Below are 24,269 nucleotides of genomic sequence, written 5' to 3' on the forward strand. Positions count from 1 at the left end.
CGAGCAGCTTTCGACCGACGCGTTCCGCCCGCGCGCGCTGTTCGATCGGTATAATATCGAGGTGATCGCGACGACCGAAAGCCCGCTCGATGATCTGGCGCATCACGCCGCGATTATGGCCGAGAATAGGGCCGGTGGCTGGCAGGGCCGGGTGGTGACCGCCTATCGCCCGGACCCAGTGGTCGATCCCGAGTTCGAAGGCTTCCGCGATAATCTCAAGCGTTTCAGCGCAATAACCGGCGAGAATTGCCTGACGTGGCAGGGCTATCTGGCCGCCCATCGCCAGCGCCGCGCCTTTTTTGCCGCCCATGGCGCGACCAGCACCGACCACGGCCACCCCACCGCGCAGACCGCCAACCTGTCCTCGGCTGAGGCGGAGGCGCTGTTCGACCGCGTGACCAAGGGCGCGTTTACACCCGCCGATGCCGAACTGTTCCGCGCGCAAATGCTGACCGAAATGGCGGGCATGAGCCTTGAGGACGGGCTGGTGATGCAGATCCACCCCGGATCTTTCCGCAATCACAACCGGAGCCTGTTCGAGAATTTCGGCCGCGACAAGGGCGCCGATATTCCGATGCGCACCGATTATGTCAACGCTTTGAAGCCCTTGCTCGACGTGTTCGGCAATGAGGCGAGCCTGTCCATCATCCTGTTTACGCTCGATGAATCGACCTATGCCCGCGAATTGGCGCCGCTGGCCGGGCATTATCCCTGCCTGAAACTGGGCCCGGCATGGTGGTTCCACGACAGCCCCGAAGGGATGCGCCGCTTCCGCCATGCCACCACCGAAACGGCCGGCTTCTACAACACCGTCGGCTTTAACGATGACACGCGGGCCTTCCTCTCGATCCCGGCGCGCCACGATGTGGCCCGGCGGATCGACTGCGGTTTCCTGGCGCAAATGGTGGTCGAACACCGGATGGCCGATTGGGAAGCGGCCGAATTGGCACAGGACCTGACCTATAATCTGGTGAAAAAGGCCTATAAGCTGTGAGCCGGATTTCCGCACAGAACCTGCCCGACAATGTCGCCCAAGTTGCCGCCTTACCCGCCTATGATCGGGCGGCCAAGCGCATCGGCATCGTCCATTTCGGCCTCGGCGCCTTCACCCGCGCGCATCAGGCGTGGTACACGGATCGCGCGATGGAGAGCCCCCTTGAAACTGGTGGGGGTGGTGATTGGCTGATCGCGGGCATTTCGCTGCGCAGCCCTACCGTTGGCGAGCAATTGAACCCGCAGGACGGGCTCTACACGTTGGCCGAAAAATCGGGCGAGGGGACCAGGCTGCGCGTGATCGGCAGCGTGGCCGAGGTGATCGTCGCGCCGGAAAACCCGTCGCGGATCAAAGCGTTGCTGAGCGCTCCGACCACCCATATCGTCACGTTCACCGTGACCGAAAAGGGCTATTGCCGCAAGGCGGACGGGGGCCTTGATCTTACCCTTGCAGCGGGCGGTTTCTATCCGCTGCTGGCCGAAGCGCTGGCTGCGCGCAAGGCGGCGGGGATCGGCGGGCTGACGCTGCTGTCCTGCGACAATCTGGCCGACAATGGGCATCAGCTCAAACGCCTGATGGGTGAGTATCTGGCCGCGCATCATCCCGATCTGGTGGATTGGGTCGCGGCTCATTGCACCTTTCCGTGCAGCATGGTTGACCGCATCGTGCCCTCGACCACGGACGCTGACCGCGCCGAGGTCGAGGGCCTGCTGGCCCTGCGCGACGAGGGTGTGGTGATGACCGAGCCCTTCAGCCAGTGGGTGATCGAGGACAGTTTTGCCGGTCCGCGCCCGGCATGGGAGGCTGTGGGCGCGCAGATCGTGGCCGATGTGGCGCCCTATGAAACGGCGAAGCTGCGGATGCTCAACGGCGCGCATTCGGCGCTGGCCTATTGCGGGTTGGCGGCCGGATATACCTATGTTCATCAGGCTGTTGGCGATCCCGCCTTGCGCGACATGGCCCTGCGCCTGATGCGCGAGGAGGCAGCGCCCACCATTCCCGCCCCCGAGGGCATGGATCTTGCCGCCTATGCCGCCGCGCTGATCGAGCGCTTCGACAATCCCGCGCTCAACCACCGCCTGATCCAGATCGCGATGGACGGCAGCCAGAAGATCCCCCAGCGCTGGCTCGCCACCCTGGCCGCCAATCAGGCGCAGGGCCGATCCTGCCCCGCGATCCTCTCGGCCATCGCCGCCTGGATCAAACACCTGCGCGGCCAAAACGGCCCACTCGATGACCCAAGGGCTGCCGAATTGAGCGAAGTGGCGCAAAACGCAGAGCCGGTCCCCGGACTCTTCGGTCCCAATGGCCTGATCGAGAGCGATTGGGTGCCCAACTCGGCGGAAGTGGCGCTGATTATGGAAGGATTGGCGCGATGACCAAGGATCGTTCTGGCCCTGTCGTCTGTTTCGGCGAGGTGATGCTTCGCTTTGCCACGCCTGGCGGAAGGGTGATTGCCGATGCGCAATCGCTTGACCTGACCATCGGCGGGGCGGAGGCCAATGTCGGCGTGGCGCTGGTGGCGATGGGGCATCAGGCGCGGTTCGTGTCCAAGGTTCCGGCCAACGCGCTGGGCGACAAGGCCCGCGCGGCGCTGGCGGGCGCAGGCGTCGATGTCGCGCATTTCGTGCGCGGGGATGGCCGCATGGGCCTGTATTTCCTAGAAGTCGGCGGTTCGCTGCGGCCCAGCGCGATCACCTATGACCGCGCCGGTTCGGCCTTTGCCACTGCGCGGTCGGAGGAATTCGATTTCGCCGCCGCGCTGGATGGTGCATCGCTGTTCCACATTTCTGGCATCACCGCCGCGCTTGGCCCGGGCGGCGTTGACCTCGCCCGCGCCGGGATCAGGGCGGCCCGCGCGGCAGGCGTTCCGGTCAGTTTCGACTGCAATTTCCGCGAGAAATTGTGGGGCGCGTGGGACAGCAATCCGCGCGAGATCCTGCTGGAATTGCTGGCGGACGCGACGATCATGTTCGGCAACCACCGCGATATGACGCTGCTGCTGCAAAAGCCTTTCTCCGGCGATGGCGCGGAACGGAGGCGCGAGGCGGTCGAGGCTGCCTTCGCCACCTTTCCCAACCTTCAGGTCATGGCCAGCACCGCGCGCCATCCGATCACCCAGACCCACCACCGCCTCTCGGCCCGCGTCGATCTGCGCGAGGATCGGCATCAGACGCCGGAAATCGAGATCACCGATATCATCGACCGCGTAGGATCGGGCGATGCCTTTGCCGCAGGGGTCCTGACGGGCTGGCTGGAGGGCGGCGATGCCAGGAAAATGGCGCAGCTCGGCCTCGCCATGAATGCCCTCAAACATTCCCTCCACGGCGACTGGCTCCGCCTGCCGCGCGCCGAGGTCGACAGCTTTACCGGCAATTCCGGCGATGTTCGGCGGTAAGATAAAATCATAATCGGGACAGGATAGACATGAAGCACCGCGCGCTGGCCGCCCTTGCCGCCCTTATGGCGTTCCCCATCGCCGCTCAGGCCCAGCCCCGCGCGGTGGTGGAGCAGGGCGCCCTCGTAGGGCAGACGCAGGATGGCGTCACCTCGTTCAAGGGCATTCCCTTTGCCGCCCCGCCGGTGGGGGCGCTGCGCTGGCGCGCGCCGCAGCCCGCCGGGCCGTGGCAGGGCGACCGAGATGCGGCCAATTTCGGCCATGACTGCATGCAGGTCTATCAGCCCAACCCCTTGCCCCCCGGCTCGGAACATTCCGAGGACTGCCTCTATCTCAATATCTGGCGCCTGGCGGGGGAGGCGCGCAAACTGCCTGTTCTGGTGTGGATCTATGGCGGGGGCTTTGTGAATGGCTCGGCCTCGCGCTGGATCTATGCGGGCGACAGGCTGGCGCGGCGCGGGGTGATGCTGGTCAGCTTCAATTACCGCCTAGGCCGGTTCGGCACCTTTGCCCATCCCGCGCTGACCCGCGCCGATGAGGACAAGGGGCAGTTGGGCAATTATGGCTATATGGACCAGATTGCCGCGATGCGCTGGATCCGGCGCAATATTGCGGCTTTTGGCGGCGATCCGGCCAATATCACCATCATGGGCGAGAGCGCGGGCGGCATGTCGGTGCATAATCTGCTGACCTCGCCGCAATCGCAGGGGCTGTTTGCCCGCGCGATCATCGCTTCGGGCGGGGATGGCCATTTCATCGGCGACCCCACGCTGGCCGGGGCCGAGGCGATCGGCAAGGCTTTTGGCGAGGAGCAGGGGATCGGCGCGCAGGATGCCGATGCTCTGGCGCGGCTGCGCGCGGTTCCGGCGGACAAGGTGCTGGGCGGGATCAAGATGTCGGCGGTGATGGGGCCGGGGCCGCGCAAGTTCAGCAGCCCCTTTCCCGATGGGCGAGTGACGGTCGATCCGCTGGCGGCCTATCGCGCGGGGGCGTTCAACCGCGTGCCGGTGATGGTGGGCGCGACCAGCGGCGATATGGGCGGGCGCGAGGGGATGATGGTCAAGGGCGCGCGCGAGATGGCTGATCTGTTCGCCGCCAAGGGGTTGCCGACCTATTATTACCGCTTTTCCTATGTGGCCGATGCCGCGCCCACGCCCAAGAGCGATGGGGCGATCCATGCCGATGATCTGCCTTATTATTTCGACACGGTGGATGTGAAATATGGCGACAGGACGCGCCCTGCCGACGCCGCGATGGGCCATATTATCGCTGATTATGTTGTCAATTTCGCCAAGACCGGCGTGCCTTTCGCGCCCGGCCAAGCCCCATGGCCGGCCTATCGTGCCAAGACCCGCGTGATGATGGATTTCAGCGCGGCGGGCCGGGCCACGCCGGGGCGCGATCCATGGGCGGATGGCGCGGCGGTGGCGGAAAAGTCCGGCCCGCGCCGCCTGTTCAACGATGATGGTAGTCCGATGCGTTAAAAGGCGCGGCCTTCGCTCGATCTGGTCAAAGGTTGATAGGGCCGCTTGGCCGCCACCGCCTCGTTCAGCACCGTGCCAAGGCCGGGGCGGTCGGACAATTCGCAAAAGCCGTTGACGATTTTTGGGGTCTGCCCCTCGTGCAGGTCCAGTTCGAATTGCGAGGTGTAGTCGCGCACTTCCTGCGCATAGAAGGCGGTGGTTGAGGCGTCGAAGTGGAAATTGGCCAGCGCGCCCGCCGTTTCATGCGGTCCGTGGGGGGCGATCTGGATGCGGTTGGCCTCGCACAGGGCGGCGATTTTGCGCGCTTCGGTGATGCCGCCGCATGCCGCCAGATCGGGCTGGGCAAAGTCGATCAGATGGCGATTGAGGTAAGGCGCGAAGCCCCATTTGGTCAGCACCCTTTCACCGGTCGCGATGGCGGTGGTGGTATGGGCGCGCAGATGCGCCCAGTCTTCGATATCGTCCATCTGGATCGGTTCTTCGACCCAGAGCAGGTTCAGATCCTCGACCCCGTGGAGATATTGCAGCGCATCGCGCGTGGTCAGCGTGCCATCCATATGCACGGCAAGCTGATGATCGGGGCTGACAATCTCGCGCCAGCGGCGGGTGGTGGCGATCATCTGGGGGATGCTGCCCTTGGGGGCCTGAACGCGGGTGACGGTGATGCCCTGCGCCTTTTGCGCCTCAAAAATGGCGGGGGTCATGTCCATCGTGCTGCCGTAAATCCGCAGGCGACTGGCACCTGACCCGCCCAGCAAAGTGTAGATCGGCGCGCCCAGCGCTTGCCCCAGAATGTCCCAAAAGGCGATGTCGAGCGCGCTGATCGCGGCCGTCAGCGGCCCGCCGCGCCAGCGTGGGGTTTGATAGAGTTCGTTCCACAGGCTCTCGATCTGGGTGGGATCGCGCCCAACAAGCACACGTTCGCATTCCATGATCGCGGCGGCGGTGGCCATTTCCTTGGATGTCTGGATCGCCACGCCCAGCCCGGTAAGGCCCTGATTGGTATAGACCTTCACAAAGATCGAGCGCGGGGCGACGAGGAAAGTCTTGAGCCCCGTGATCTTCAGCCCCAACGCGCCCGCCCGCGCCCGCGTTTCGGCCATCGCCATATCGCCCAGCCCCGCCAGCGGCAGTCCCGCCAGCATGGCTGTCATACCGCCCAGTGCGGCGCGGCGAGTGATGGGCATCGTCTCTCTCCCTCTTGTCTTTGGCCGGGACAGTAGCGCGGCGGAGCGCGCCGTCCCATTGCTGAAACAGGATGGATCGATCCGCATATGGCATGGGATGAAAGCGGTTGCGCATTGGAGGCCCGCGCGCAGGTGGCGCAACATGCCCGCGAGGCGGGGCAGGCCCGCCCGGCAAGGGAGAGAGCGATGCGGTCGAGATTGAGAATGGCGTTATTGTCGGCGCTGGCCATGGGTGGTGCGCTGCATGCGCAATCGCGCACACCGCCTGTGGCGACCTATCCGAAGATGGCCGAATTTCCCAAGGAGAACAAGGCGCTGGCGGCGGAGTATCTGGCCCGCGCTCGCGCCGCTGCGGGCGATGACCTGTTCGGCGATTTCGTCCACCGCTGCATTGCCGATCCGCGTTTCCGCCAGCGGGTCAATGCCTTGCAGATGAACGCCCTGCTGCCTCCCGCCAAGGTGTTCGATCAGCTTTATTTCGTCGGCCAGAATGCCGAATCCGCTTGGGCGCTCGATACGGCCGAGGGCATCGTGCTGTTTGATGCGCTGGAGAATGAGGAGCAGGCCCGCGAGATCATCCTTCCGGGGCTGAAGGCGGTGGGACTGGACCCGGCGCGGCTGCGCTATATCGTTATCACTCATGCCCATGGCGATCATTACGGCGGGGCGGAATTCCTGCGCAATGCCTATGGCGCGCGGCTGATTTCCTCAGGCCCCGATTGGGTGGCGATGGACGCGATGCGCGCGCGAGGCAAGGCCGAAGGGCCGGAAGGCGCCCCGATGCCCCCCGCCCGCATCGAGGGCAAGGACCGGACCATTGCCGATGGCGAGGCGCTGAAACTGGGCGCGACCACGCTGCATTTCTATGTCACGCCGGGCCATACGGCGGGGACGGTTTCGACGATCTTTGACGTGACCGACCATGGCAAGCGCCATGTCGCGGCCTTCTTTGGCGGGTTTGGCGCGCCGCGCGATCCGCTGCAGCGTTATCCCCATATCGCCTCGATGCGTCGCTTTGCCGATCTGGCGGCGCGGGCCGGGGCCGATGTCATGCTGGCCAACCATCCGGTGCAGGATGGCGCGTTTGAAAAGCTTGAATTGCTGAACTATCGCCGTGCGGGCGATGCCAATCCCTTTGTGGTGGGGCCCGATAAATTGGCGCGCTATTACAAGGTTCAGGAAACATGCAGCCAGCTTGGGCTGGTGCGCGCGGGATTGGACCCGGAAAAGCCATAAGAAAAGGCCCGCCCTCCGGCCAAGGAGGGCGGGCCTTAAAATCACCTCGCCAAGGATTACATCGCGACCCGCACGCCAAGGCGGAACATGCGGCCGATCGGATCATAGAGCACCGAGCCGCCAAAGGGCGGAGCGCGGTGGTTGAACACATTGTCGACCTTGAAATAGACCTGTGCGGATTTGCCCAGCTTGTAATTGCCGCCGATGTCCAGATAGGCGGCGCCGGGGATATCGTTGAAATTATAGGTCGGGTTCTGCACCGTCGAGGCCGGGCAATTGCTCGAACAAACAATGGCATTGGGATCGATATAGCCCGCGCTGATGATGCGCTCGGTCAGCGTCAGCGAGACCGGGCCCTTTTCCCAATTTTGCTGCAGCATGATCTTCCACTTGGGCACGCCATTGCCATTGTCGGTGTTGTTGCCCGCCAGTTGCGCGATCTGTTGCCCCGCAATGCCGGTGTTGCTGACCATCGAGATCGCATGGGTGGCCAGAGCGCGCAGTGTCAACGTGCCTGCCTTGCCCAGATTGCGGCGATAGGCGGCTTCGATGTCAAAGCCGCGCATGTTGAGCGAGGCCAGATTGAAGGGCTGCGAGATCACATAGGGATAGTCGGACGTGCCGAGAACCCCGGTGAATTTCACGTTGGAACAATAGGTTGTATTGCCATTATAGCACAGGTCGATCACCTGCTGGTTGGTCAGGGTCGAGATCGCCTGATTGAGGCGGATGTCGTAATAGTCGAAGGAGATGCTCAGCTCCGGAATGAAGTCAGGCCGATAGACCGCGCCCACATCGATGGTCTTGGCGATTTCGGGCTTGAGCGCCGGATTGCCCAGCGTGGTCGAAACCACCTGCACCGTGCCGCCGGTGGCGCGGTTGATGACCGGCTGGTTGGCGGTTTGCGGCGCGGCGAAAAGTTCGGACAGGTTGGGCGCGCGCAGATCGCGCGACACCACCCCGCGCAGCTTCAGACCCGAGAGCGGCGTATCCCATGTCGCGCCCACTTTCCACGTATTGGCATTGCCCGCCGTGCTGTAATGGGCGGTGCGACCTGACAGGCTCAGGTCGATCTTGCCGATCTCCTTGCTGTTGAGCAGCGGAAGGCCGATCTCAAGGAAAGCCTCGCGCACGTTGAACGCGCCCGAGCCATTGTGGTAATTACCCGCAAACCAGTTGTTGCCCCCGGTGGAGAGCAGGGGGTCGGCCGGATAGGCGGCGGTGTTGGGCGTGTCGGCGGTCACGCCATTGCCGTAAGGATCAGAAATCGTGTTGTAATATTCATTGCGCCATTCCGCGCCCAGCGCCACCGAAACGTCGCCTGCCCAGTTGTGGAAAGGCGTGGCGTTAAAGGCGATGCTGGCCGCGTCCTCCTTGAAGGTGCTGTATTGATACGGGCCTGTGCCCCCCGTCAGCCAGGCAAAGGCGGCATCAGAAATCTTGGCGCCCGAAAAGATGTTGATCGGAATGCATCCCGCCGCCCGCGCCGTGGCCGAGGAACAGACGATATTGCCGCTGGAATCGCGCACGGCGTTGATGGCCGCATTATAGCGCCCGTTCAGCGTCATGTTGCGGATATCGACATGCACATTGTTGGTGCCATGCTGATAATAGGCGTCGAATTTGATCGGCGTCGCACCGATGTTGAACGAGCCCTCAGTGCCGATCACGAAGCGATACTGGCGGCGGACCGAATAGATCGTTTCCTTGCCCGGCATGATCGCATTGGCCGTGCCATAGGAGAAGCTGGTGATGCCCTTGGACGCGCAGAGCGCCGGGATGGTGGTCGAGGCCAGATAGGCGTTCGAACATTGCATGGTCAGATTGCCCGGCTTGCGCGGATAGGCGATCGGCGTGTTGCTGGTGCGCACCTCGGACACATTGGCCGTGGCATAGATTTCGATATTGGGCGTCAGGTCAAAACCGATGCGGCCATAGCCGACCACGCGGTTGATCGGATTGTCGATCGTGTTGGTGGTGATGTAATTGTCCTGCTGCCCGCCGACGCAGGTGCCCGAGACGCAGCCGGTGCCATATTGAAAGGCATAGGGATTGCCGCTGATGTCAAAGGCGGTGCCCGAGAGCGGGCCTGCGGTGATCAGGCCCACGCTGCCCAGCGTGGTGGTCTGGGCATTATAGGGATAGGCGTAGAATTGCGGCGAGCCCGCCGATTGCGCGCCCAGCGCATAGGAGGTTGTGCCCGAGCGATAGGCATCGGGGCGGCCATTGGGCTGCGCCCCGCCCACTTCGCCGCCCGGCACGCCCGAATTGCGGAAATATTCGCCCGCGATCTCGATATGCATCCGGTCGCCCAGCAGCCCCCAGCCCGCAGCGGCCTGCGCCAGCACGCTCTGGTCGTCGCCATAGGTCGATGTGCCGCCCGACAGGTTGGCCTTATAGCCCTTGAACGTCTTGTCGGTAACGAAATTGACCACGCCCGCCACCGCGTCCGAACCCCATGAGGCCGAGGCGCCGCCCGTCACCACATCGACCCGCTTGATGAGCAATTGCGGGAACTGGCTGACGTCGGCAATGCCGGTGATATAGGCGGGCACGACGCGCTGACCGTCGAGCAGGGTCAGCGTGCGGATCGAGCCAAGGCCGCGCAGGTTGAGCGCCGACAAGCCGTTGTTGCCGAAACTGGTGCCGCCGTTCTGGCGCGTGTTGGCGGTGCCCACGCTGCCCTGAAGGGCGGGCAATTGCGCGATGGAATCGAACAGGTTGGGCTGGGCCGCCTGCTGCAATTGCTCGATGGAAACCACGGTGGTGGGCGTGGGCGCGTTGAAACCGCTGGCCGTGATGCGCGATCCGGTGACGATGATCTCGGCCGCGCCCGGCACATTGGCAGGCGCAGGCGTCGTTTGCGCATGGACCGCAGCGGGCAGGATAAGCGCGGCAAGGCTGCTGCCCAAAATCAGGCGGTTGCGATTGGCAATAAGGCGCATGGTGCGGGCATTTTTCATGATGGCATCCCCCATTCACAGCACCATCCCGCCGGGCGGCATGGTGCTGACATCCTCTGGCCCGAGGCTGTTGCCCCAGGTTCTTTCCCCCACGCGCCGCATCTTTGTCTCGGCGCTATGGCTTGTGGCCCTGTTATGCCGCGCCTTTTGCCTGCGACCATTCCCGGTTGGGCATGGAACAATGCCCAACCGGCACTGATGGCCGGGGCCTTGCGGCAAATCCGCTGTTTTACATTGCAATTTGGCGTTATGATCGCCTCGAAAATGGCTGATATGCGCGACGATGGCCAAGCGATGCCGATCCAGCATGAATTGAACCAGGAATGGATATGGACGCATCGCGCCTTCTGGTCCTAGCCCAAAGGCAAGGATCAACCAGAACACAGGATGGCGAGAGATGATGGCCCCACAGGACATGGCAAAGGTAATTGGCTCGGGGTTGCTGTCCTTTCCGGTCACGCATTTCGATGCGGACCTGCGCTTTGATGACGCGCCCTATCGGCAGCATTGCGGATGGATGCTCGAACATGACGTGGCGGCGCTGTTTGCCGCCGGGGGCACGGGCGAGTTCTTCTCGCTGACGCCTGCCGAAACGGTGCAGGTGGTGCGTGCGGCGGTGGAAGAGACTGCCGCCCGGGTGCCGGTCATTTCGGGCTGCGGCTATGGCACGGCGATTGCGGTTGAAATTGCGCAGGGCGTGGAAAAGGCCGGGGCCGACGGCATCCTGCTGCTCCCGCAATATCTGGTGGGGGCGAAACAGGAAGGTCTGGCCGCGCATATCGAGGCGGTGTGCCGTTCGACCAATCTGGGCGTGATCGTCTATAACCGCGACAATGCGATTGTGAACGAGGATACGCTGGCCCGCCTGTGCGAGCGCAATCCCAATCTTGTGGGATATAAGGACGGGGTGGGCGACATCGAGCTGATGATGCGCGTCTATTGCAAGCTGGGCGACCGGCTGACCTATATCGGCGGGTTGCCCACGGCGGAGACTTTTGCGCCCGCCTATCTGGAAATGGGCGTGACGACCTATTCCTCGGCCATCTATAATTTCATGCCGGAATGGGCAGTGGCCTTTTACAAGGCCGCCCGCGCGCGCGATCATGCCAAGGTGCATCAGATGCTGCGCGATTTCGTGCTGCCCTATATTGCGCTGCGCAATCGCGGGCGGGGCTATGCGGTGTCGATCGTGAAGGCAGGGATGAATGTCATCGGTCGCCCCGCTGGCCCGGTGCGCACGCCCTTGACGGATCTTTCGGCGGCGGAACATGAAGAACTGGCCGCGCTGGTGGCCAAGGCGAAGGCAAGCATCTGATGGGTTCGGCTCCGATTATTGCTGAAATGCGCGTTGTGCCGGTGGCGGGGCATGATGCGATGCTGCTCAACCTGTCGGGCGCGCATGCGCCTTTCTTCACCCGCAACATCGTCATCCTGACCGACAGTGATGGGCGTCAGGGCCTAGGCGAAGTGCCCGGCGGCGAGGCGATCCGGGAGACGCTGGAGGATGCGCGGGGGCTGGTCGTGGGCCGCCCCCTCGGCACTCATGCCAGTGTGGTGGCTCAGGTGGGCCGCGCCTTTGCCTCGCGCGATGCGGGCGGGCGGGGTTTGCAGACCTTTGACCTGCGCACGACGATCCACGCCCAGACCGCGATCGAGGCGGCGATGCTCGACCTGCTGGGCCAGCATGTCGGCGTGGCGGTCGCGGATCTGCTCGGCACCGGGCGGCATCGCGACCGGGTGGAGATGCTGGGCTATCTCTTCTATATCGCCGACCCCAAAAAGACCGATCTGCCCTATCGCGATGAAAGCGACAGCGCGGATGAATGGGAACGCTTGCGCAACCGCGAGGCGCTGACGCCCGAAGCCGTGGTGGCCCTGGCCCGCGCGGCGCAGGCGCGATACGGTTTCCGCGATTTCAAGCTGAAGGGCGGCGCTCTGGTGGGTGATGAGGAAGTGCTGGCGGTGCGGGCCTTGAAGGAGGCTTTCCCGCAGGCGCGCATCACGCTTGACCCCAATGGCGCGTGGAGCTTGTCCGAGGCGGTCCGCCTGATGAAGCCGCTGGGCGAAGTGCTGGCCTATGCCGAGGATCCTTGCGGGGCCGAGAATGGCTTTTCCGGGCGCGAGGTGATGGCCGAATTCCGCCGCGCCACCGGACTGCCCACCGCGACGAACATGATCGCCACCGACTGGCGCCAGATGGCCCATTCGCTCTCGCTGCAATCGGTGGACATCCCGCTGGCCGACCCGCATTTCTGGACGATGGAGGGCGCGGTGCGCGTGGCGCATCTGTGCGATGCTTTCGGCCTGACATGGGGTAGCCATTCGAACAACCATTTCGACATTTCGCTGGCCATGTTCACGCATTGCGCCGCCGCCGCGCCGGGCAAGGTCACCGCCATCGACACGCATTGGATCTGGCAGGACGGCGAATGTCTGACCAAGAACCCGCCGCGCATTGAGGACGGCCATGTTGCCATCAGCGACAAGCCGGGTCTGGGGATCGAGATCGACGAGGACGCGCTGATACGCGGGCATGAACTGTATCAGCAGCATGGGCTGGGTGCGCGCAATGACGCGATGGGGATGCAATATCTAATCCCCGGCTGGACCTTTGACAACAAGCGGCCCTGTCTGGTGCGCTAAGTTTTACGCCCCAGTTTTACGCCAAAGTGCGTTGAACAGGAGGGAGCCATCCACCCGGCTCTCTCCTGTTTTTTTGGCCTGTTTTTTACCCCGAATAATGCGCCGCCGCCTGCATCAGCCCGCGAATATGGCCATAGGCAAAGGCGAAACTCTCGCCCTCGGCTTCCGGGTGGCCGGGGATGATCGGCACATGGTCGGGCATCAGCATCCCGTCATAGCCCACCTCGGCATAGGTCAGCAGCGCGCGATAGAGATCGACATCGCCCTCATCTGGGAACGCCTCGCGGAAATGGCCGCGCCCGCCCACGATGTTGCGGAAATGGACGTTGAAGATCTTCTTGCGGCTGCCGAAATAGCGGATCACGTCGAAGATCTGCTCGGCCGGTTTGGGCAGATTTTCGCTCACTGTGCCCTGACAGAAATTGAAACCGTGATAGGCGCTCTCGCGGATGGTGATAAAGCGTTTCATGCCATCAATCGTGCCTAGCACGCGGTGGATGCCCTGATAGCCCTGCGGCGGGGTGCCGGGGTCGTGGGGGTGACAGGCGATGCGGATCTTATACTCATTGGCCACGGGCACGACATGGTCGAGGAACCATGTGATCCGCTCCCAAAACGCATCCTCGCTGACCGCGCCCGCGCGGGTGAGGGGCTTGGCCGGGTCCAGCCTGGCCGCGTCATATTCGGAGAACACCGCATCGCCGCGCGCCTGCACCCGCCCGGTGCGGATCACGCCCAGCAGGCTCATATTATACTTGATGCAGGGCACGCCCGCTGCCGCGCAGGCGCGGATCTGGTTCTGAAATGCTTCGACCTCGCGCTCGCGCTCCGGACTGGTGGCCAGCATGATGCCGGGGTTCTTTTCCCGGTCGATATGGGACGAGGGCAGCAGCAGCGGATCGAGGATCGCAAGCGTCAACTTATGCTTCTCGGCCAGATCGCGCAGGGACTTGACCTCGTCAGCGGTGGAATAGAGCGCGCCCTCGGCCGATTTAGCCCGCGCGGCCACATGGGTCACGCCATAGCGGGCGAGGAAGGCGAAATGATCGTCGGTCGCCGGGCCGCTCTGACACCCCAGCTTCATTTTTAGCGCCGGGCGCTTGGGGCCCGCAGATTTGCGCCCCGCCGCCTGCGCCATGGGCGCGGCGCCGGCCAGCGCTCCCGCCCCGATAGTGGTCAGAAAATCACGCCTTTCCATGGCACTCTCCCATTTATGGTTTTGGGGGAGCGTAACCTGTCCAAGGCGCGTTCGGCCAATCGCGTATGGCGATCAAGCGATGCTGCCCCAGTATTAATCGGACCCGCACAATTCCATCAAGCGCGGGATCAGCGCCAGCAGTGCCGGATTATCCGCATCGCGCCGCCATGTGGCCTGCAATTCGACAATCGGCTCGCCATCCTCCAGTTCGGAAAAGACCACGCCATCGGGGTGCAGCCGCCGCGAGCTTTCCGGCACCAGCGCATAGCCATGCCCGGCCCCCACCAGCATCAGCGCGGTGTGGATCTGGGCCAGATATTGCACAAAGCGGGGTTCGGCCCGCGCGCCTGCGAAAAGGCCCGCCAGCAGATCGTGGAAATAGCGAGCCTTATCCGGCGCATAGGTGATGAAGGGCAGGCGGTCGAAATTGGCCAGACGGCGCGGGCGTTCCTCCTCCGGCACGCTGGCCGGAGAGCAGATGATGAAACGTTCGCGCAGCACTTCCTGCGAGACCATCGCGGGATGCCGCACCGGCGGGCGCAGAAAGCCCAGATCGATCCGGCCCGAGAGCAGGCTCTCGACCTGCTCGTCGCTGACCATTTCTTTCAGCACAAAGCGCACATCGGGCAGGATTTTCTGCACATTGGCGATGAAGCGCGGCAGAAAGGAATAGCCCGAGGCGGCGGTAAAGCCCAGGCTGACCAGCCCATGCCGTCCCTCGGCCGCCGCGCGCGCGGTGGCCACGGCGCTGTCGGCCAGCTGCACCACACGCCGCGCCTCGACCAGAAAGGCCGAGCCCGCCGCCGTCAGCTTCACCGTCCGGCTGGAACGGTAGAACAGCGGCACCTTCATCACCCGTTCCAGCACCTGAATATGGCGCGAGAGCGGCGGCTGGGTCATGTTGAGGCGCCCCGCGGCGCGGCCAAAATGCAGCTCCTCGGCCACGGCCACAAAGCAGCGCAACTGGATCAGTTCAAACAAGGCCTCTTCCCCCCGTCATGCGACGGGCGGGGCCGGTCGCGCGACATATTCAATATCTTGGCTTTTTCCCGGTGAAAGCCTTATCATATTTCCGCATCTGGCCCAAGTCATCGCGGGTGCGGATTGTTATGCGGTTGAACATCGCATGGGCGCGCGCCAGCCTTTGCGCGTCCAGTTCGACGCCGATGCCGGGCGTGTCGGTGATGCGCACACAGCCGCCGGTGATGGGGATCTTGCCCCCCGCGATCACCTCATCCTCTTCTTCCACCCACGGATAATGCGTGTCGCAGGCATAGGTGAGGTTGCGCGTGGTCGCGGCCAGATGGGTCATCGCCATCAGGCTGATGCCCAGATGCGAATTGGAGTGCATTGAAAGACCCAGCCCGAACGTGTCGCACATGGCGGCCAGATGCTGCGTTGCGCGTAATCCGCCCCAGTAATGATGGTCCGACAGCACGATCTGCACCGAATTTTTCGCCACGCTTTCCTTGAAGCCCGGAAAGTCGATAACGATCATATTGGTGGCCAGCGGCAATCCTGTTTTCCGGTGCAGTTCCGCCATATCGTCATGGCCCGCCACCGGGTCCTCGTAATATTCGATCAGCGGCCCCAGCTTTTCCGCCGCCTTCAACGCCGTTTCCATCGCCCAGGCCCCATTGGGGTCGATCCGCAGCGGCAGGCCGGGAAAGGCGTGGGACAGCGCCTCGATGCTGGCGACCTCGATATCGGGGGGCAGGGTGCCCGCCTTCAGCTTGATCGAGCCGAAGCCATAGAGGTCGATCATGCGCTGCGCCTGCGCAACGATCCCTTCGGGAGTAATGGTCTCGCCCCATTGGTCGGGGGCTTCCTCCGGCTCGATATGGCAGGCATATTTGAAGAAGAGATAGGCCGAAAAGGGCACCTCTTGCCGCACCGCACCGCCCAGCAATTCATGCAAAGGCACGCCCGCCACCTTGGCCTGAAGATCGAGCAGCGCGACCTCGAAGGCGGAAAAGCAATTGCCCAGCAGGCGCGAGGGCTGCGATCCGGGCGCGAGTTCGGCCCCGGCCTGCGCGGCGGGCAGGCGGGCCAGCGCCGAGGCGAGCCGGTCATGCAGCCCATTGAGATCATAGATCGACAGCCCCACCAGATCCGGCGCGGCCTGCGTCAACGCCGCCAGCACCGGCGCATCGCCATAGCTTTCGCCAAGCCCTGTAAGGCCGCCCGCCTCAACCTCGATGATCGAGCGCAGCGCATAAGGCTCGTGGATCCCGGCGGCGTTGAGCAGCGGCGGATCCCGAAAGGCAATCGGCGTCACGCGCAGCGCGGTGATCTGCATCAGGCACTCTCCATTTTGTTCTTTCCACCCGCATGGCCCGATGCGCTCTCCAAGACCAATGCGAATTTCCTATCGACCGATGCCGCCTTGGCGATTGATTGCGCATCGATCCCCCGCGATCATGGCCTGCAATAGAAAAGGCCCGGAGAGGACATCCATGCCCACCGATACGATTTCCGCCATCACGCTCAGCCTCGCCTGGGTGCCTCTGGCCACGCCGATTTCCGATGCCAAGGTGTTTACCGGCCGCCAAAAGCCGCTGACCCGCGTGGCCATGCTGTTTGCCGAGATCGAGACGAAGGATGGCCACACCGGCCTCGGCTTTTCCTATTCCAAGCGCGCGGGCGGGCCGGGCATGTATGCCCATGCGCGCGAGGTGGCCGACAGCCTGATCGGGGAAAATCCCGCCGATATTGGCCGCCTGTGGAACAAGCTGGTTTGGGCCGGGGCGTCGGTGGGGCGTTCGGGCCTTTCGACGCAGGCGATTGCCGCCATCGACATCGCCCTGTGGGATCTGAAGGCCAAGCGCGCGGGCCTGCCCTTGGGCCGGTTGCTGGGCGCATGGCGCGATGGCGTGCCCAGCTATAACACATCGGGCGGCTTTCTCTCCTCGCCTCTGCCCGAAGTGCTGGACAATGTGGAGGCCTCGATCGCCGGCGGGATCGGCGGGATCAAGATCAAGGTTGGCCATCCCGACCCCAAGGTCGATCTCACCCGCCTTGAGGCCGTGGCCAAGCAGATCGACGGGCGCGTGGCGCTGATGGTGGACGCCAATCAGCAATGGGACCGCCCCACGGCTCTGCGCATGTGCCGCGCGATGGAGCAATATGGCCTGGTCTGGATCGAGGAGCCGCTCGACGCCTATGATATAGAGGGCCACGCGGCCCTTGCCGCCGCCATCGACACGCCCATCGCCTCGGGCGAGATGCTGGTAAGCGCGGCGGAGCATTTCGCGATGATCGACGCGCGCGCGGTGGATTTCATCCAGCCCGATGCGGCCCGCGTGGGCGGCATCACGCAATTCCAGCGCGTGACCGCGCGCGCCGAGCAGGCAGGCCTGATGATGGCCCCCCATTTCGCGATGGAAATCCATGTCCATGTCTCCGCCGCCTATCCGCTGGGCACATGGGTCGAACATTTCGACTGGCTCGACCCGCTGTTCAACGAGCGCCAGATCCTTGAGGGCGGCAGGATGATGCTCTCCACTCGCCCCGGCCTTGGCGTCACCTTGTCGGATCAGGCGCGGGCGTGGACCGAGGCCAGTTGCCGCATCGACGCCAAAGGCTGTACCGATAAAGTCCACGGCTGATGGAGGCGCTGCACAAGATCGGGCGCCTGCGCTGGGCGGTGCTGGGGATGCTGTTTGGCGTCACCATCATCAACTATGCGGTGCGCGCGGCGCTCTCGCTGGCGGCCCCTTCGCTGTCCAAGGATCTGGGCATTGACCCGCTGCAACTGGGCATCGTCTTTTCCGCTTTCGGCTGGTCCTATGTCATCGCGCAGGTGCCGGGGGGCTGGCTGCTCGACCGGTTTGGCGCGCCGCGCGTCTATCTCTGGGTGATCGTTGCATGGTCGATCATCACAGTGGCCCATGGCACGGTGGTCTGGCTGAGCGGCACGGCGGCGGTGACGGCGCTGTTTGCCCTGCGCTTTCTGGTGGGGCTGGCCGAAGCGCCCAGTTTCCCCGCCAATGCCCGCGTGGTGGCCAGTTGGTTTCCTGCGCGCGAACGGGGTACGGCCTCGGCGGTGTTCAATGCGGCGCAATATTTCGCCACCGTGCTGTTTGCCCCGCTGATGGGGTGGATCGTGGCCGATTTCGGCTGGCCATGGGTGTTTGTGGCGATGGGCGGGCTGGGGCTGGTGGCCTCGCTGTTCTGGCCGCGGGTGGTGCGCGATCCGCGCGACCATCCGCGCCTCCGGGCGGGCGAACTGGGCCTGTTGGTCGAGGGCGGGGCGCTGGTTGATCCGGTGGCGCAGCCTTTGGTGGACCGCGCGGCGGCCAAGGCCGAAAACCGCCGCAAGATGCGCGTTTTGCTGACCACGCCCACACTCTGGGGCCTCTATTCGGGCCAGTTCTTCATCAACACGCTGACCTATTTCTTCATCACCTGGTTCCCGGTCTATCTGGTTCAGGAGCGCGGGCTTTCGGTAATGAAGGCCGGGCTGTTCGCCACGATGCCTGCGGTCTGCGGCTTTATCGGCGGGGTGCTGGGCGGGATCTGGTCGGACTGGCTGCTGCGGCGCGGCGTGTCGCTGACATGGGCGCGCAAGGTGCCAGTGGTGGCGGGGATGCTGGGGGCGCTGACCATCCTTGGCTGCAATTTCGTCCATTCGAACACGCTGGTGCTGCTGTTCATGAGCCTTGCCTTCTTTGGCAAGGGCGTGGGCGCGCTGGGCTGGGCGGTGGTGGCCGATGTGGCGCCGCGCGACAGTGCGGGGCTTTCGGGCGGCATTTTCAATATGTTCGGCAATATTTCCTCGATCACCACGCCGATCCTGATCGGCTGGATCCTGAAGGAAACGGGTTCCTTCGATCTCGTGCTGATGCTGGTGGCGGGCAGCGCGCTGGCCGCCGCGCTCTCCTACCTCTTCCTTGTCGGCAAGATCGAGCGGATCGGCGCGCTGGCATAAAGAAACCCCCGCTTCCGGTCCTTCGGAAGCGGGGGTTTTCTTGTGCCCGGATTATTCGGCCGCTTCGCCCATCCGGGCCAGTTGCACCCGGCTGCAGGCGCTCATAATGCCCATATAGCGCTGATATTTGTCCACGCCGTAGATGAAGGGATTGTTGCCCCCGGTGGCGCCATAGCGGATCAGCGCCTCCTTCTCGGTCGCGGCCATATGCACCGGATGGTTGGTCACCAGCACATCGACACCCGCCGCTTTGGTGATCCCCTGCCAGCGGGTCAGCGAGGCGATCTGCTGGCGCGCGGCCTCGGCGGTGCTGCCCCCGCCGGTGCCGCCCATCAGGCCCGCATTATGGCGTACGCCTTTGTCAAACACCGGAAAGACGAGCGAGAGCGTGCCCGGCGTATGGCCCGGCGTGATATAGGTCTTCATCGTGAAATCGCCCAGCGTCACGCTGTCGCCGTCCTTGACCTCGATGTCATGCTTTGGCGGCACCAGCGAAGCGAATGGCCCGCCCCCGCGCGATGGGCTTTCCATCATCCCCCAATCCGTGGCCGAGGCGACGACCCGCGCGCTATAGGTGTCCTGAAGGAATTTGGCTCCGCCCCAATGGTCGCCATGGCCATGGGTGATGACGACATATTTGATGCGCTTGGGGTCCAGCCCCAGTTTTTCCATATTGGGCACGAGGATGTCGCGGGCCTCGTCCGGGCTGTTGAGCGCGTCGATGACGATGATGCCCTGCGGCGTGTCGATGGCCCATGCCGAGACAGCGTTCTGGCCGATGGCGTAGAGATTGTCGAAGACGCGCGTGGCGGGCACCAACCCGTCATGCTGGACGCCAAAGACGAGGTTCTTGTCGAGCGGGCTGATGAGACAGCGCCAGTTGAAATCGGCCTCCAGATCGGCCCCGGCCAGCTTGCGCCCCTCGGCCAGATAGCGGCCGACCGCCTCGCGGTTCTCCTTGGGATAGGCCGCCTGCGCCGGATAGGCAGCAGGGCTGGCGGGATGGGGCGGCGGCATTTGCGCCATGGCCGCGCTGCCCGCGCATAGAGCGGCGAGCAGGGCGATGGAACGGTAGGTGGTCCTCTCCACAGGTGGTCCTTTCGTTGGCCGGATGGTGCGGCGTGGGACTTTGGGTCACACCTGGGTATCGCGCGGGCCGGGGCGCAACCAATGTTTTGCCCGCATGATGCGATGTGCTTTCGGTATAGAGGGGCACAGAACTGCTATTGGTTCAACGGGCGTGTGGCACGATGATCCCGGCGGGGGGCCTCTCAAGCGGAGGGATCTTTTTCCGTAACGAGCCGGTCCACAACAGTTCTGACCGCCTCGCGCCAGGGTGGCAGCCGCAGGCCATAGGCTTCGGCCAGACGGTCGCCGCAGAGGCGCGAATTGGCGGGGCGCGCGGCGGGGGTGGGGTAATCGGCGGTGGCGATGCGGCGCACGCGCGCGCATGGTCCGCCTCGCGCGGTGCTGGCGGCAAACACCGCCTCGGCCAGATCGGCCCAACTGCCCTCGCCGCTGCCGCTCATGTGAAAGATGCCGCGCGGGGCCTGATCGGGCGCGCTATACAATCGATACGCCACGGCCAGCACCGTATCGGCAATGTCGAGCGCGCTGGTCGGATTGCCGATCTGGTCGTCCACCACGCCCAATTCCCTGCGCGTTTGCGCCAGACGCAGCATGGTTTTCACGAAATTGGCGCCGAATGGGCTGTAGACCCACGCCGTGCGCAGGATCACGGCATCGGGCGCGGCGGCGATCACCGCCTGCTCGCCCGCCAGCTTGGATCGGCCATAGACGCCCAGCGGCGCGACAGGGTCGCTCTCCACATAGGGCTCGGGCTTGGTGCCGTCGAAGACGTAATCGGTGGAAAGATGGATCACCGGCACGCCCAGCGCCCTGGCCGCCGCCGCCACGGCCCCCGCCCCTGCGGCATTGAGGGCAAAGGCGGCCTCCTCCTCGCTCTCGGCTCGGTCCACGGCGGTATAGGCCGCGGCCGAGACCACCACATCGGGCCGCGCCGCCATAATCGCCGGGGCAATCGTGGCCGGATCGCCCAGATCCAGTTCCGGCCGCCCCAGCGCGATGATCTCCACCCCCATGCCCGCCTGCTCGATCAGCGAAGACACCACCTGCCCGGCCCGGCCCGTCACCGCGATCCTCATGCCATTTTCTCCAGCAGGCCAAGTCTGTGCGAGGCCAGATTGCCCGCATAGGTCAGCGCATCAATGGTCAGCACATCATGGCCATGCTTCTGCACCAGAGGACGCACCAGCGCTGAACCGATGAACCCGGCCCCGCCGGTGACTCTAACGCGCATATGATCAATCCTTTACGCTAAACTGAGGCAGCAGATCGGCCAACAGCGGCTGCACCCGGTCCTTGCCCGAAAGCATCTCTGCATCGGCCAGATGAGGCCAGATGATCCCAATGGCCGGATCGTCCCACAGTAAACCCTTGTCATGCTCGGCGTTGTAATGGCTAGTCGCCTTAATAGGTTACGATATTGTTGAGCGGCGGAGGAAATGCCATTCATCCATCAACACCTTTAGTGGTGTGATTGTAGATGCTGTAGCTTATAAGCATAAGCTCAATGGGATCCATGGTAACCAATAGGTATTATTTTGATGTCATCGGGTCTGATTGTCCTGATTGTGCTCGATCCTAAACTTTCCGCTCATATCGGTCGCGCCCCACAGGGCGGCGGGCCGTTGCAAGGAAAGGTTTTGTCATGGACAATCACTCCACGCCCCGCATTCCGGCGGCCGGAAATCCGGGGCGCGAAACGACACGCGATGTTGCACATCCGGCCCCGCGCTTTCGCGGCCCGGCGGTGGTCCAGCCCGATTATGCAAGGCTGGGTCTGGGAAACGCCTGGGAGGCTGAAGGGCGCAATTGATGGCCATAGGCGCCCCGCCGCCGGACGGGGCGCCATTCCTTCAGCGTTTGCGGGCGAAATAGTGGCTCAGCACCTGATATTTGGCTGAGGTGGCCAGCGGCTGATCCTGCCAGTTCAGCATGCCGTGGCCACCGGCAGTCGGCGGCATCACGTCGCAGAAATGGTTGAACAGCGTCGTGCCCTGCGCAAACTGTATGTCAAGCAGGCGACGATAGGCCTCGGCGATCTTCGGGTCCGCCTGCACCTGGGCGAACAGAGCATCAATTTTGGCCCGGAAAGGCGCCGGAACCATGCCCGTTTCAAAATCGGTGCCTCCTTCATAAACCACCATCCCCAAACCATAGCGCCGGGCAATGCTGCCATGGACAGCGATGGATGCGGCTGATGCGGTGATCGCCTGATTGAGGCTGGCCATCACCTCGGCAGGCGTGCGGGTGGCGATCCGGCTTGCCGCTTCGGGATTGGACATATCGCGATAGGGATAGGCCGAAACATAGCCGCCCACCGCCAGCACATCGGCTTTGCGATAGGTGTCGCGATAGGACAGGATGATTTCTGCCTCGCGCGGCCAGTTTTGCTGCCCGGCAATGACATGGGCGATCTTGCCGGCATCGCGGCCATAGACGGCATTCCAGATGTCGAACATTTGCGTGGCGCGCAAGGCGTACCAATAGAGTCCGGCATTGGCGTGATTCTGCGAGGAATCCAGCTCCATCAGCGTGCCCATCTCGCGCGCATAGTGATAGTCGGCGGCAAAGCGGCCGTTCCAGATTTCATTGGAAAATTCGATATAGGGATGCAGGTCGGGCCGCAGATGGCTGTGCACATAGATCGCCATCTGGCGAATGTAATCGTCCGAGGCGCGGACCGGCACGTTCAGCCACGGATCGGCGCCGAGCCGGTTGGCCAGCGCGATCTGAAATTCCAGCGCCACGCCGGTGCGCGTAACGGGCTCGGTGGTGGGCGAGAAGCTTAGCGCCTGCGTGGCATAGTCAGCCGGGCGGCGTTCTGACCATTCCACCACATCGGACCGCGCAATCCCGGCCCATGGCATAAAGCGGATCGTGCCAAAAGGTTTGAGCGCCCGCAGGAAAGGCGGATAGAAAGGATCGCGCCGATAGGTCTGTTCAAATCCCGGCAGGATGACCCGGATGTTGCGGATGGGATCTTCCGGGGCTGTGGCGTTCTCGATCAGACAGATGCCGCTCTTGGTCGGATTGGCGCTTGGGGTGACGTCGAGCAGAAGGCGGCCGGGCCGATCCTCGACAATCTTGAGGCTGCCGCGCGCGGTTAGCTCGCCCCGGCCATCATACAGCACCGTATAGCGGCCCGCCGGATAATGGCCCTGATTGAAACGCTGAAAGGTGCAGGCCTGTGCAGTTTGTCCGGCGGCCAATTCGGTGACCCAGCCATTGACCAGAGTTGTCTTGCCGTAAAGCGCGGTACCCCGGATGATCCAGGGGTCGAACTGTTTGAAAACATCAACGAAAGGGATCTCGGGAAAGGGGCTTCCCAGCATCGACAGGTTGATGCCCAGGCGGGGGGTGTCTGGTCGCCATCCGCGCGGCGCGGCGGGCGATGAAGCCGGCACGGTGCATGATACACTGGCGGCCAGGGAAACAAGGCAGGCGAGGCGGGTTCGGATCATGGAAAGTCCCCATGAGAAAAAGGCACCGCAAGGGAATTGACCCATGCGATGCCTTTTTCAGATTGGCATGTCGTGCAAGGAACAGGTCACTTTATCAAGCGGCCAGATCTTTTGCCTTCATGCGATAACGGCCCGCGATAAACAGCAGGACCATCAGCAACAGCGCCAGCGGCAGTTTGGCCCCGTCGATTTCCGGCGCGGCCACGGTCGTGGTGAAGTTGGTGATTTTCAGGGTCGCCGTCGAATTGGTACTGCCCTTGGTATAGGTCAGCAGCCAGCCGAACGTATCGCCTGCGCTCAGATTGTAGGCATAGGTACCCGGCGAACTGGTCAAGGCCGTCGAAACACCGTTTACCACAAAGTGAAGCGTGTAATTGACCGCCGAAGTCGAGTTGGTCACCACCGAATAATCGAAGTTGAACAACCCGTTGGCCAGCGCCGTATAGCTGACGCCCGCAATCGAGCTTTTGCTGGCGTTGGTCTTCGTTGCCGCCACCGAAATGAGGGAGTCGGTCGAAGAAGTAGGTGCGGTCTTGTTGTTATAGGTATTGCGCGAGTAAGTATAGTCGGTGAAGTCAAACAGCGGTGTTGTTGCTGCCGACGCCAACGACGGAAAGGCAACGGCAAACGCCAGAAAAAACAGCGCCGCCAGCCTTGTAAAGATTCCATTTTTCATGAAAATCTCCCGT

At 63.5% G+C, this 24,269-nt stretch carries 20 protein-coding genes and 1 pseudogene; 10 read left to right on the forward strand and 11 right to left on the reverse strand.

From position 1 onward, the window contains the following. The 4 genes from uxaC to BGP00_RS23615 form a co-directional block, all read left to right on the forward strand. A partial coding sequence (gene uxaC / locus BGP00_RS23600; protein ID WP_292925913.1) for a glucuronate isomerase occupies window positions 1-994 on the forward strand: 994 nt, incomplete at its 5' end. After that, window positions 991-2,373, forward strand: a complete 1,383-nt coding sequence (locus BGP00_RS23605) for a mannitol dehydrogenase family protein (RefSeq protein WP_292925915.1) — start codon at window positions 991-993, stop codon at window positions 2,371-2,373. The genes uxaC and BGP00_RS23605, both read left to right, overlap by 4 nt. Then, complete coding sequence (locus tag BGP00_RS23610) at window positions 2,370-3,392, forward strand: sugar kinase (RefSeq protein ID WP_292691950.1); 1,023 nt, start codon at window positions 2,370-2,372, stop codon at window positions 3,390-3,392. The genes BGP00_RS23605 and BGP00_RS23610 overlap by 4 nt, the downstream gene beginning before the upstream one ends. A gap of 29 nt (window positions 3,393-3,421) precedes the next feature. Continuing rightward, a complete protein-coding gene (locus BGP00_RS23615) occupies window positions 3,422-4,876 on the forward strand; it encodes a carboxylesterase family protein (RefSeq protein ID WP_292691951.1) in 1,455 nt (484 codons plus the stop codon). Here BGP00_RS23615 and BGP00_RS23620 read toward each other — a convergent pair. After that, a complete protein-coding gene (locus BGP00_RS23620) occupies window positions 4,873-6,063 on the reverse strand; it encodes an enolase C-terminal domain-like protein (RefSeq protein ID WP_292691952.1) in 1,191 nt (396 codons plus the stop codon). The two genes, BGP00_RS23615 and BGP00_RS23620, sit on opposite strands and share 4 nt — an antisense overlap. 204 nt (window positions 6,064-6,267) lie before the next feature. Between BGP00_RS23620 and BGP00_RS23625 the strand changes: the two genes are divergently transcribed. Next, window positions 6,268-7,299, forward strand: coding sequence for an MBL fold metallo-hydrolase (locus BGP00_RS23625; protein WP_292691953.1), 1,032 nt, complete (start codon window positions 6,268-6,270; stop codon window positions 7,297-7,299). A gap of 56 nt (window positions 7,300-7,355) precedes the next feature. Here the strand turns inward: BGP00_RS23625 and BGP00_RS23630 are convergent, their stop codons facing one another. After that, a complete protein-coding gene (locus BGP00_RS23630) occupies window positions 7,356-10,262 on the reverse strand; it encodes a TonB-dependent receptor (protein ID WP_292691954.1) in 2,907 nt (968 codons plus the stop codon). A gap of 400 nt (window positions 10,263-10,662) precedes the next feature. On the opposite strand from BGP00_RS23630, the gene kdgD reads away from it, so the two are divergent. Then, window positions 10,663-11,577, forward strand: coding sequence for a 5-dehydro-4-deoxyglucarate dehydratase (gene kdgD / locus BGP00_RS23635; RefSeq protein ID WP_292692208.1), 915 nt, complete (start codon window positions 10,663-10,665; stop codon window positions 11,575-11,577). Continuing rightward, complete coding sequence (locus tag BGP00_RS23640) at window positions 11,577-12,905, forward strand: enolase C-terminal domain-like protein (RefSeq protein WP_292691956.1); 1,329 nt, start codon at window positions 11,577-11,579, stop codon at window positions 12,903-12,905. Before kdgD ends, BGP00_RS23640 begins: the two co-directional genes overlap by 1 nt. Before the next feature lie 85 nt (window positions 12,906-12,990). Here BGP00_RS23640 and BGP00_RS23645 read toward each other — a convergent pair whose 3' ends face one another. The 3 genes from BGP00_RS23645 to BGP00_RS23655 form a co-directional block, all read right to left on the reverse strand. After that, window positions 12,991-14,103, reverse strand: coding sequence for a mannonate dehydratase (locus tag BGP00_RS23645; protein ID WP_292691958.1), 1,113 nt, complete (start codon window positions 14,101-14,103; stop codon window positions 12,991-12,993). Between the two features lie 93 nt (window positions 14,104-14,196). Next, window positions 14,197-15,084 carry a LysR family transcriptional regulator gene (locus BGP00_RS23650; RefSeq protein ID WP_168605426.1) on the reverse strand — a complete coding sequence of 296 codons (888 nt, stop codon included), beginning with the start codon at window positions 15,082-15,084 and terminating at the stop codon, window positions 14,197-14,199. 49 nt (window positions 15,085-15,133) lie between these two features. Beyond that, window positions 15,134-16,402, reverse strand: coding sequence for a glucarate dehydratase family protein (locus BGP00_RS23655; protein ID WP_292691961.1), 1,269 nt, complete (start codon window positions 16,400-16,402; stop codon window positions 15,134-15,136). A gap of 157 nt (window positions 16,403-16,559) precedes the next feature. Here BGP00_RS23655 and BGP00_RS23660 point away from each other — a divergent pair, with 157 nt between their 5' ends. Both BGP00_RS23660 and BGP00_RS23665 read left to right on the forward strand, forming a co-directional pair. Further along, on the forward strand, window positions 16,560-17,711 hold the full coding sequence (locus tag BGP00_RS23660) for a mandelate racemase/muconate lactonizing enzyme family protein (RefSeq protein WP_292691963.1): 1,152 nt from the start codon (window positions 16,560-16,562) through the stop codon (window positions 17,709-17,711). Window positions 17,712-17,758: 47 nt separating this feature from the next. After that, on the forward strand, window positions 17,759-19,033 hold the full coding sequence (locus BGP00_RS23665; RefSeq protein ID WP_366556810.1) for an MFS transporter: 1,275 nt from the start codon (window positions 17,759-17,761) through the stop codon (window positions 19,031-19,033). 51 nt (window positions 19,034-19,084) lie between these two features. On the opposite strand, the gene BGP00_RS23670 is transcribed toward BGP00_RS23665, so the two are convergent. The 4 genes and pseudogenes from BGP00_RS23670 to BGP00_RS23685 form a co-directional block, all read right to left on the reverse strand. Next, window positions 19,085-20,122, reverse strand: coding sequence for an MBL fold metallo-hydrolase (locus tag BGP00_RS23670; protein ID WP_292691966.1), 1,038 nt, complete (start codon window positions 20,120-20,122; stop codon window positions 19,085-19,087). Between the two features lie 182 nt (window positions 20,123-20,304). Further along, window positions 20,305-21,198: a dTDP-4-dehydrorhamnose reductase gene (rfbD, locus tag BGP00_RS23675; protein WP_292691968.1), complete on the reverse strand. Its 894-nt coding sequence runs from the start codon at window positions 21,196-21,198 to the stop codon at window positions 20,305-20,307. Between the two features lie 29 nt (window positions 21,199-21,227). Continuing rightward, window positions 21,228-21,353 (reverse strand): annotated as a pseudogene (locus BGP00_RS23680) (NAD-dependent epimerase/dehydratase family protein); the annotation flags it as partial. 4 nt (window positions 21,354-21,357) lie between these two features. Then, the gene (locus tag BGP00_RS23685; RefSeq protein ID WP_310015483.1) at window positions 21,358-21,528 is read right to left on the reverse strand and encodes a dTDP-4-dehydrorhamnose 3,5-epimerase family protein; all 171 of its coding nucleotides are present in this window, start codon (window positions 21,526-21,528) and stop codon (window positions 21,358-21,360) included. 236 nt (window positions 21,529-21,764) lie between these two features. On the opposite strand from BGP00_RS23685, the gene BGP00_RS23690 reads away from it, so the two are divergent. Beyond that, window positions 21,765-21,932, forward strand: coding sequence for a hypothetical protein (locus BGP00_RS23690; RefSeq protein WP_292691970.1), 168 nt, complete (start codon window positions 21,765-21,767; stop codon window positions 21,930-21,932). A gap of 40 nt (window positions 21,933-21,972) precedes the next feature. Here the strand turns inward: BGP00_RS23690 and BGP00_RS23695 are convergent, their stop codons facing one another. Together BGP00_RS23695 and BGP00_RS23700 are read right to left on the reverse strand one after the other, a co-directional pair. Then, on the reverse strand, window positions 21,973-23,580 hold the full coding sequence (locus BGP00_RS23695) for a hypothetical protein (RefSeq protein WP_292691972.1): 1,608 nt from the start codon (window positions 23,578-23,580) through the stop codon (window positions 21,973-21,975). A gap of 94 nt (window positions 23,581-23,674) precedes the next feature. Further along, the gene (locus BGP00_RS23700; protein ID WP_292691974.1) at window positions 23,675-24,256 is read right to left on the reverse strand and encodes a hypothetical protein; all 582 of its coding nucleotides are present in this window, start codon (window positions 24,254-24,256) and stop codon (window positions 23,675-23,677) included. Window positions 24,257-24,269: the final 13 nt, after the last annotated feature.

The organism is Novosphingobium sp. 63-713 (assembly GCF_001898925.1).
GTDB lineage: Bacteria > Pseudomonadota > Alphaproteobacteria > Sphingomonadales > Sphingomonadaceae > Novosphingobium.

Excerpts from the sequence above, each read along its gene's own strand:
- kdgD (WP_292692208.1), top strand. The coding sequence starts at position 10,663 with ATGGCCCCACAGGACATGGCAAAGGTAATTGGCTCGGGGTTGCTGTCC.
- BGP00_RS23660 (WP_292691963.1), top strand. The coding sequence starts at position 16,560 with ATGCCCACCGATACGATTTCCGCCATCACGCTCAGCCTCGCCTGGGTG.
- BGP00_RS23695 (WP_292691972.1), bottom strand. The coding sequence starts at position 23,580 with ATGATCCGAACCCGCCTCGCCTGCCTTGTTTCCCTGGCCGCCAGTGTA.
- BGP00_RS23615 (WP_292691951.1), top strand. The coding sequence starts at position 3,422 with ATGAAGCACCGCGCGCTGGCCGCCCTTGCCGCCCTTATGGCGTTCCCC.
- rfbD (WP_292691968.1), bottom strand. The coding sequence starts at position 21,198 with ATGAGGATCGCGGTGACGGGCCGGGCCGGGCAGGTGGTGTCTTCGCTG.
- BGP00_RS23700 (WP_292691974.1), bottom strand. The coding sequence starts at position 24,256 with ATGAAAAATGGAATCTTTACAAGGCTGGCGGCGCTGTTTTTTCTGGCG.
- BGP00_RS23655 (WP_292691961.1), bottom strand. The coding sequence starts at position 16,402 with ATGCAGATCACCGCGCTGCGCGTGACGCCGATTGCCTTTCGGGATCCG.
- BGP00_RS23630 (WP_292691954.1), bottom strand. The coding sequence starts at position 10,262 with ATGAAAAATGCCCGCACCATGCGCCTTATTGCCAATCGCAACCGCCTG.
- BGP00_RS23625 (WP_292691953.1), top strand. The coding sequence starts at position 6,268 with ATGGCGTTATTGTCGGCGCTGGCCATGGGTGGTGCGCTGCATGCGCAA.
- BGP00_RS23645 (WP_292691958.1), bottom strand. The coding sequence starts at position 14,103 with ATGGAAAGGCGTGATTTTCTGACCACTATCGGGGCGGGAGCGCTGGCC.
- BGP00_RS23690 (WP_292691970.1), top strand. The coding sequence starts at position 21,765 with ATGGACAATCACTCCACGCCCCGCATTCCGGCGGCCGGAAATCCGGGG.
- BGP00_RS23620 (WP_292691952.1), bottom strand. The coding sequence starts at position 6,063 with ATGCCCATCACTCGCCGCGCCGCACTGGGCGGTATGACAGCCATGCTG.
- BGP00_RS23610 (WP_292691950.1), top strand. The coding sequence starts at position 2,370 with ATGACCAAGGATCGTTCTGGCCCTGTCGTCTGTTTCGGCGAGGTGATG.
- BGP00_RS23665 (WP_366556810.1), top strand. The coding sequence starts at position 17,759 with ATGCTGTTTGGCGTCACCATCATCAACTATGCGGTGCGCGCGGCGCTC.
- BGP00_RS23640 (WP_292691956.1), top strand. The coding sequence starts at position 11,577 with ATGGGTTCGGCTCCGATTATTGCTGAAATGCGCGTTGTGCCGGTGGCG.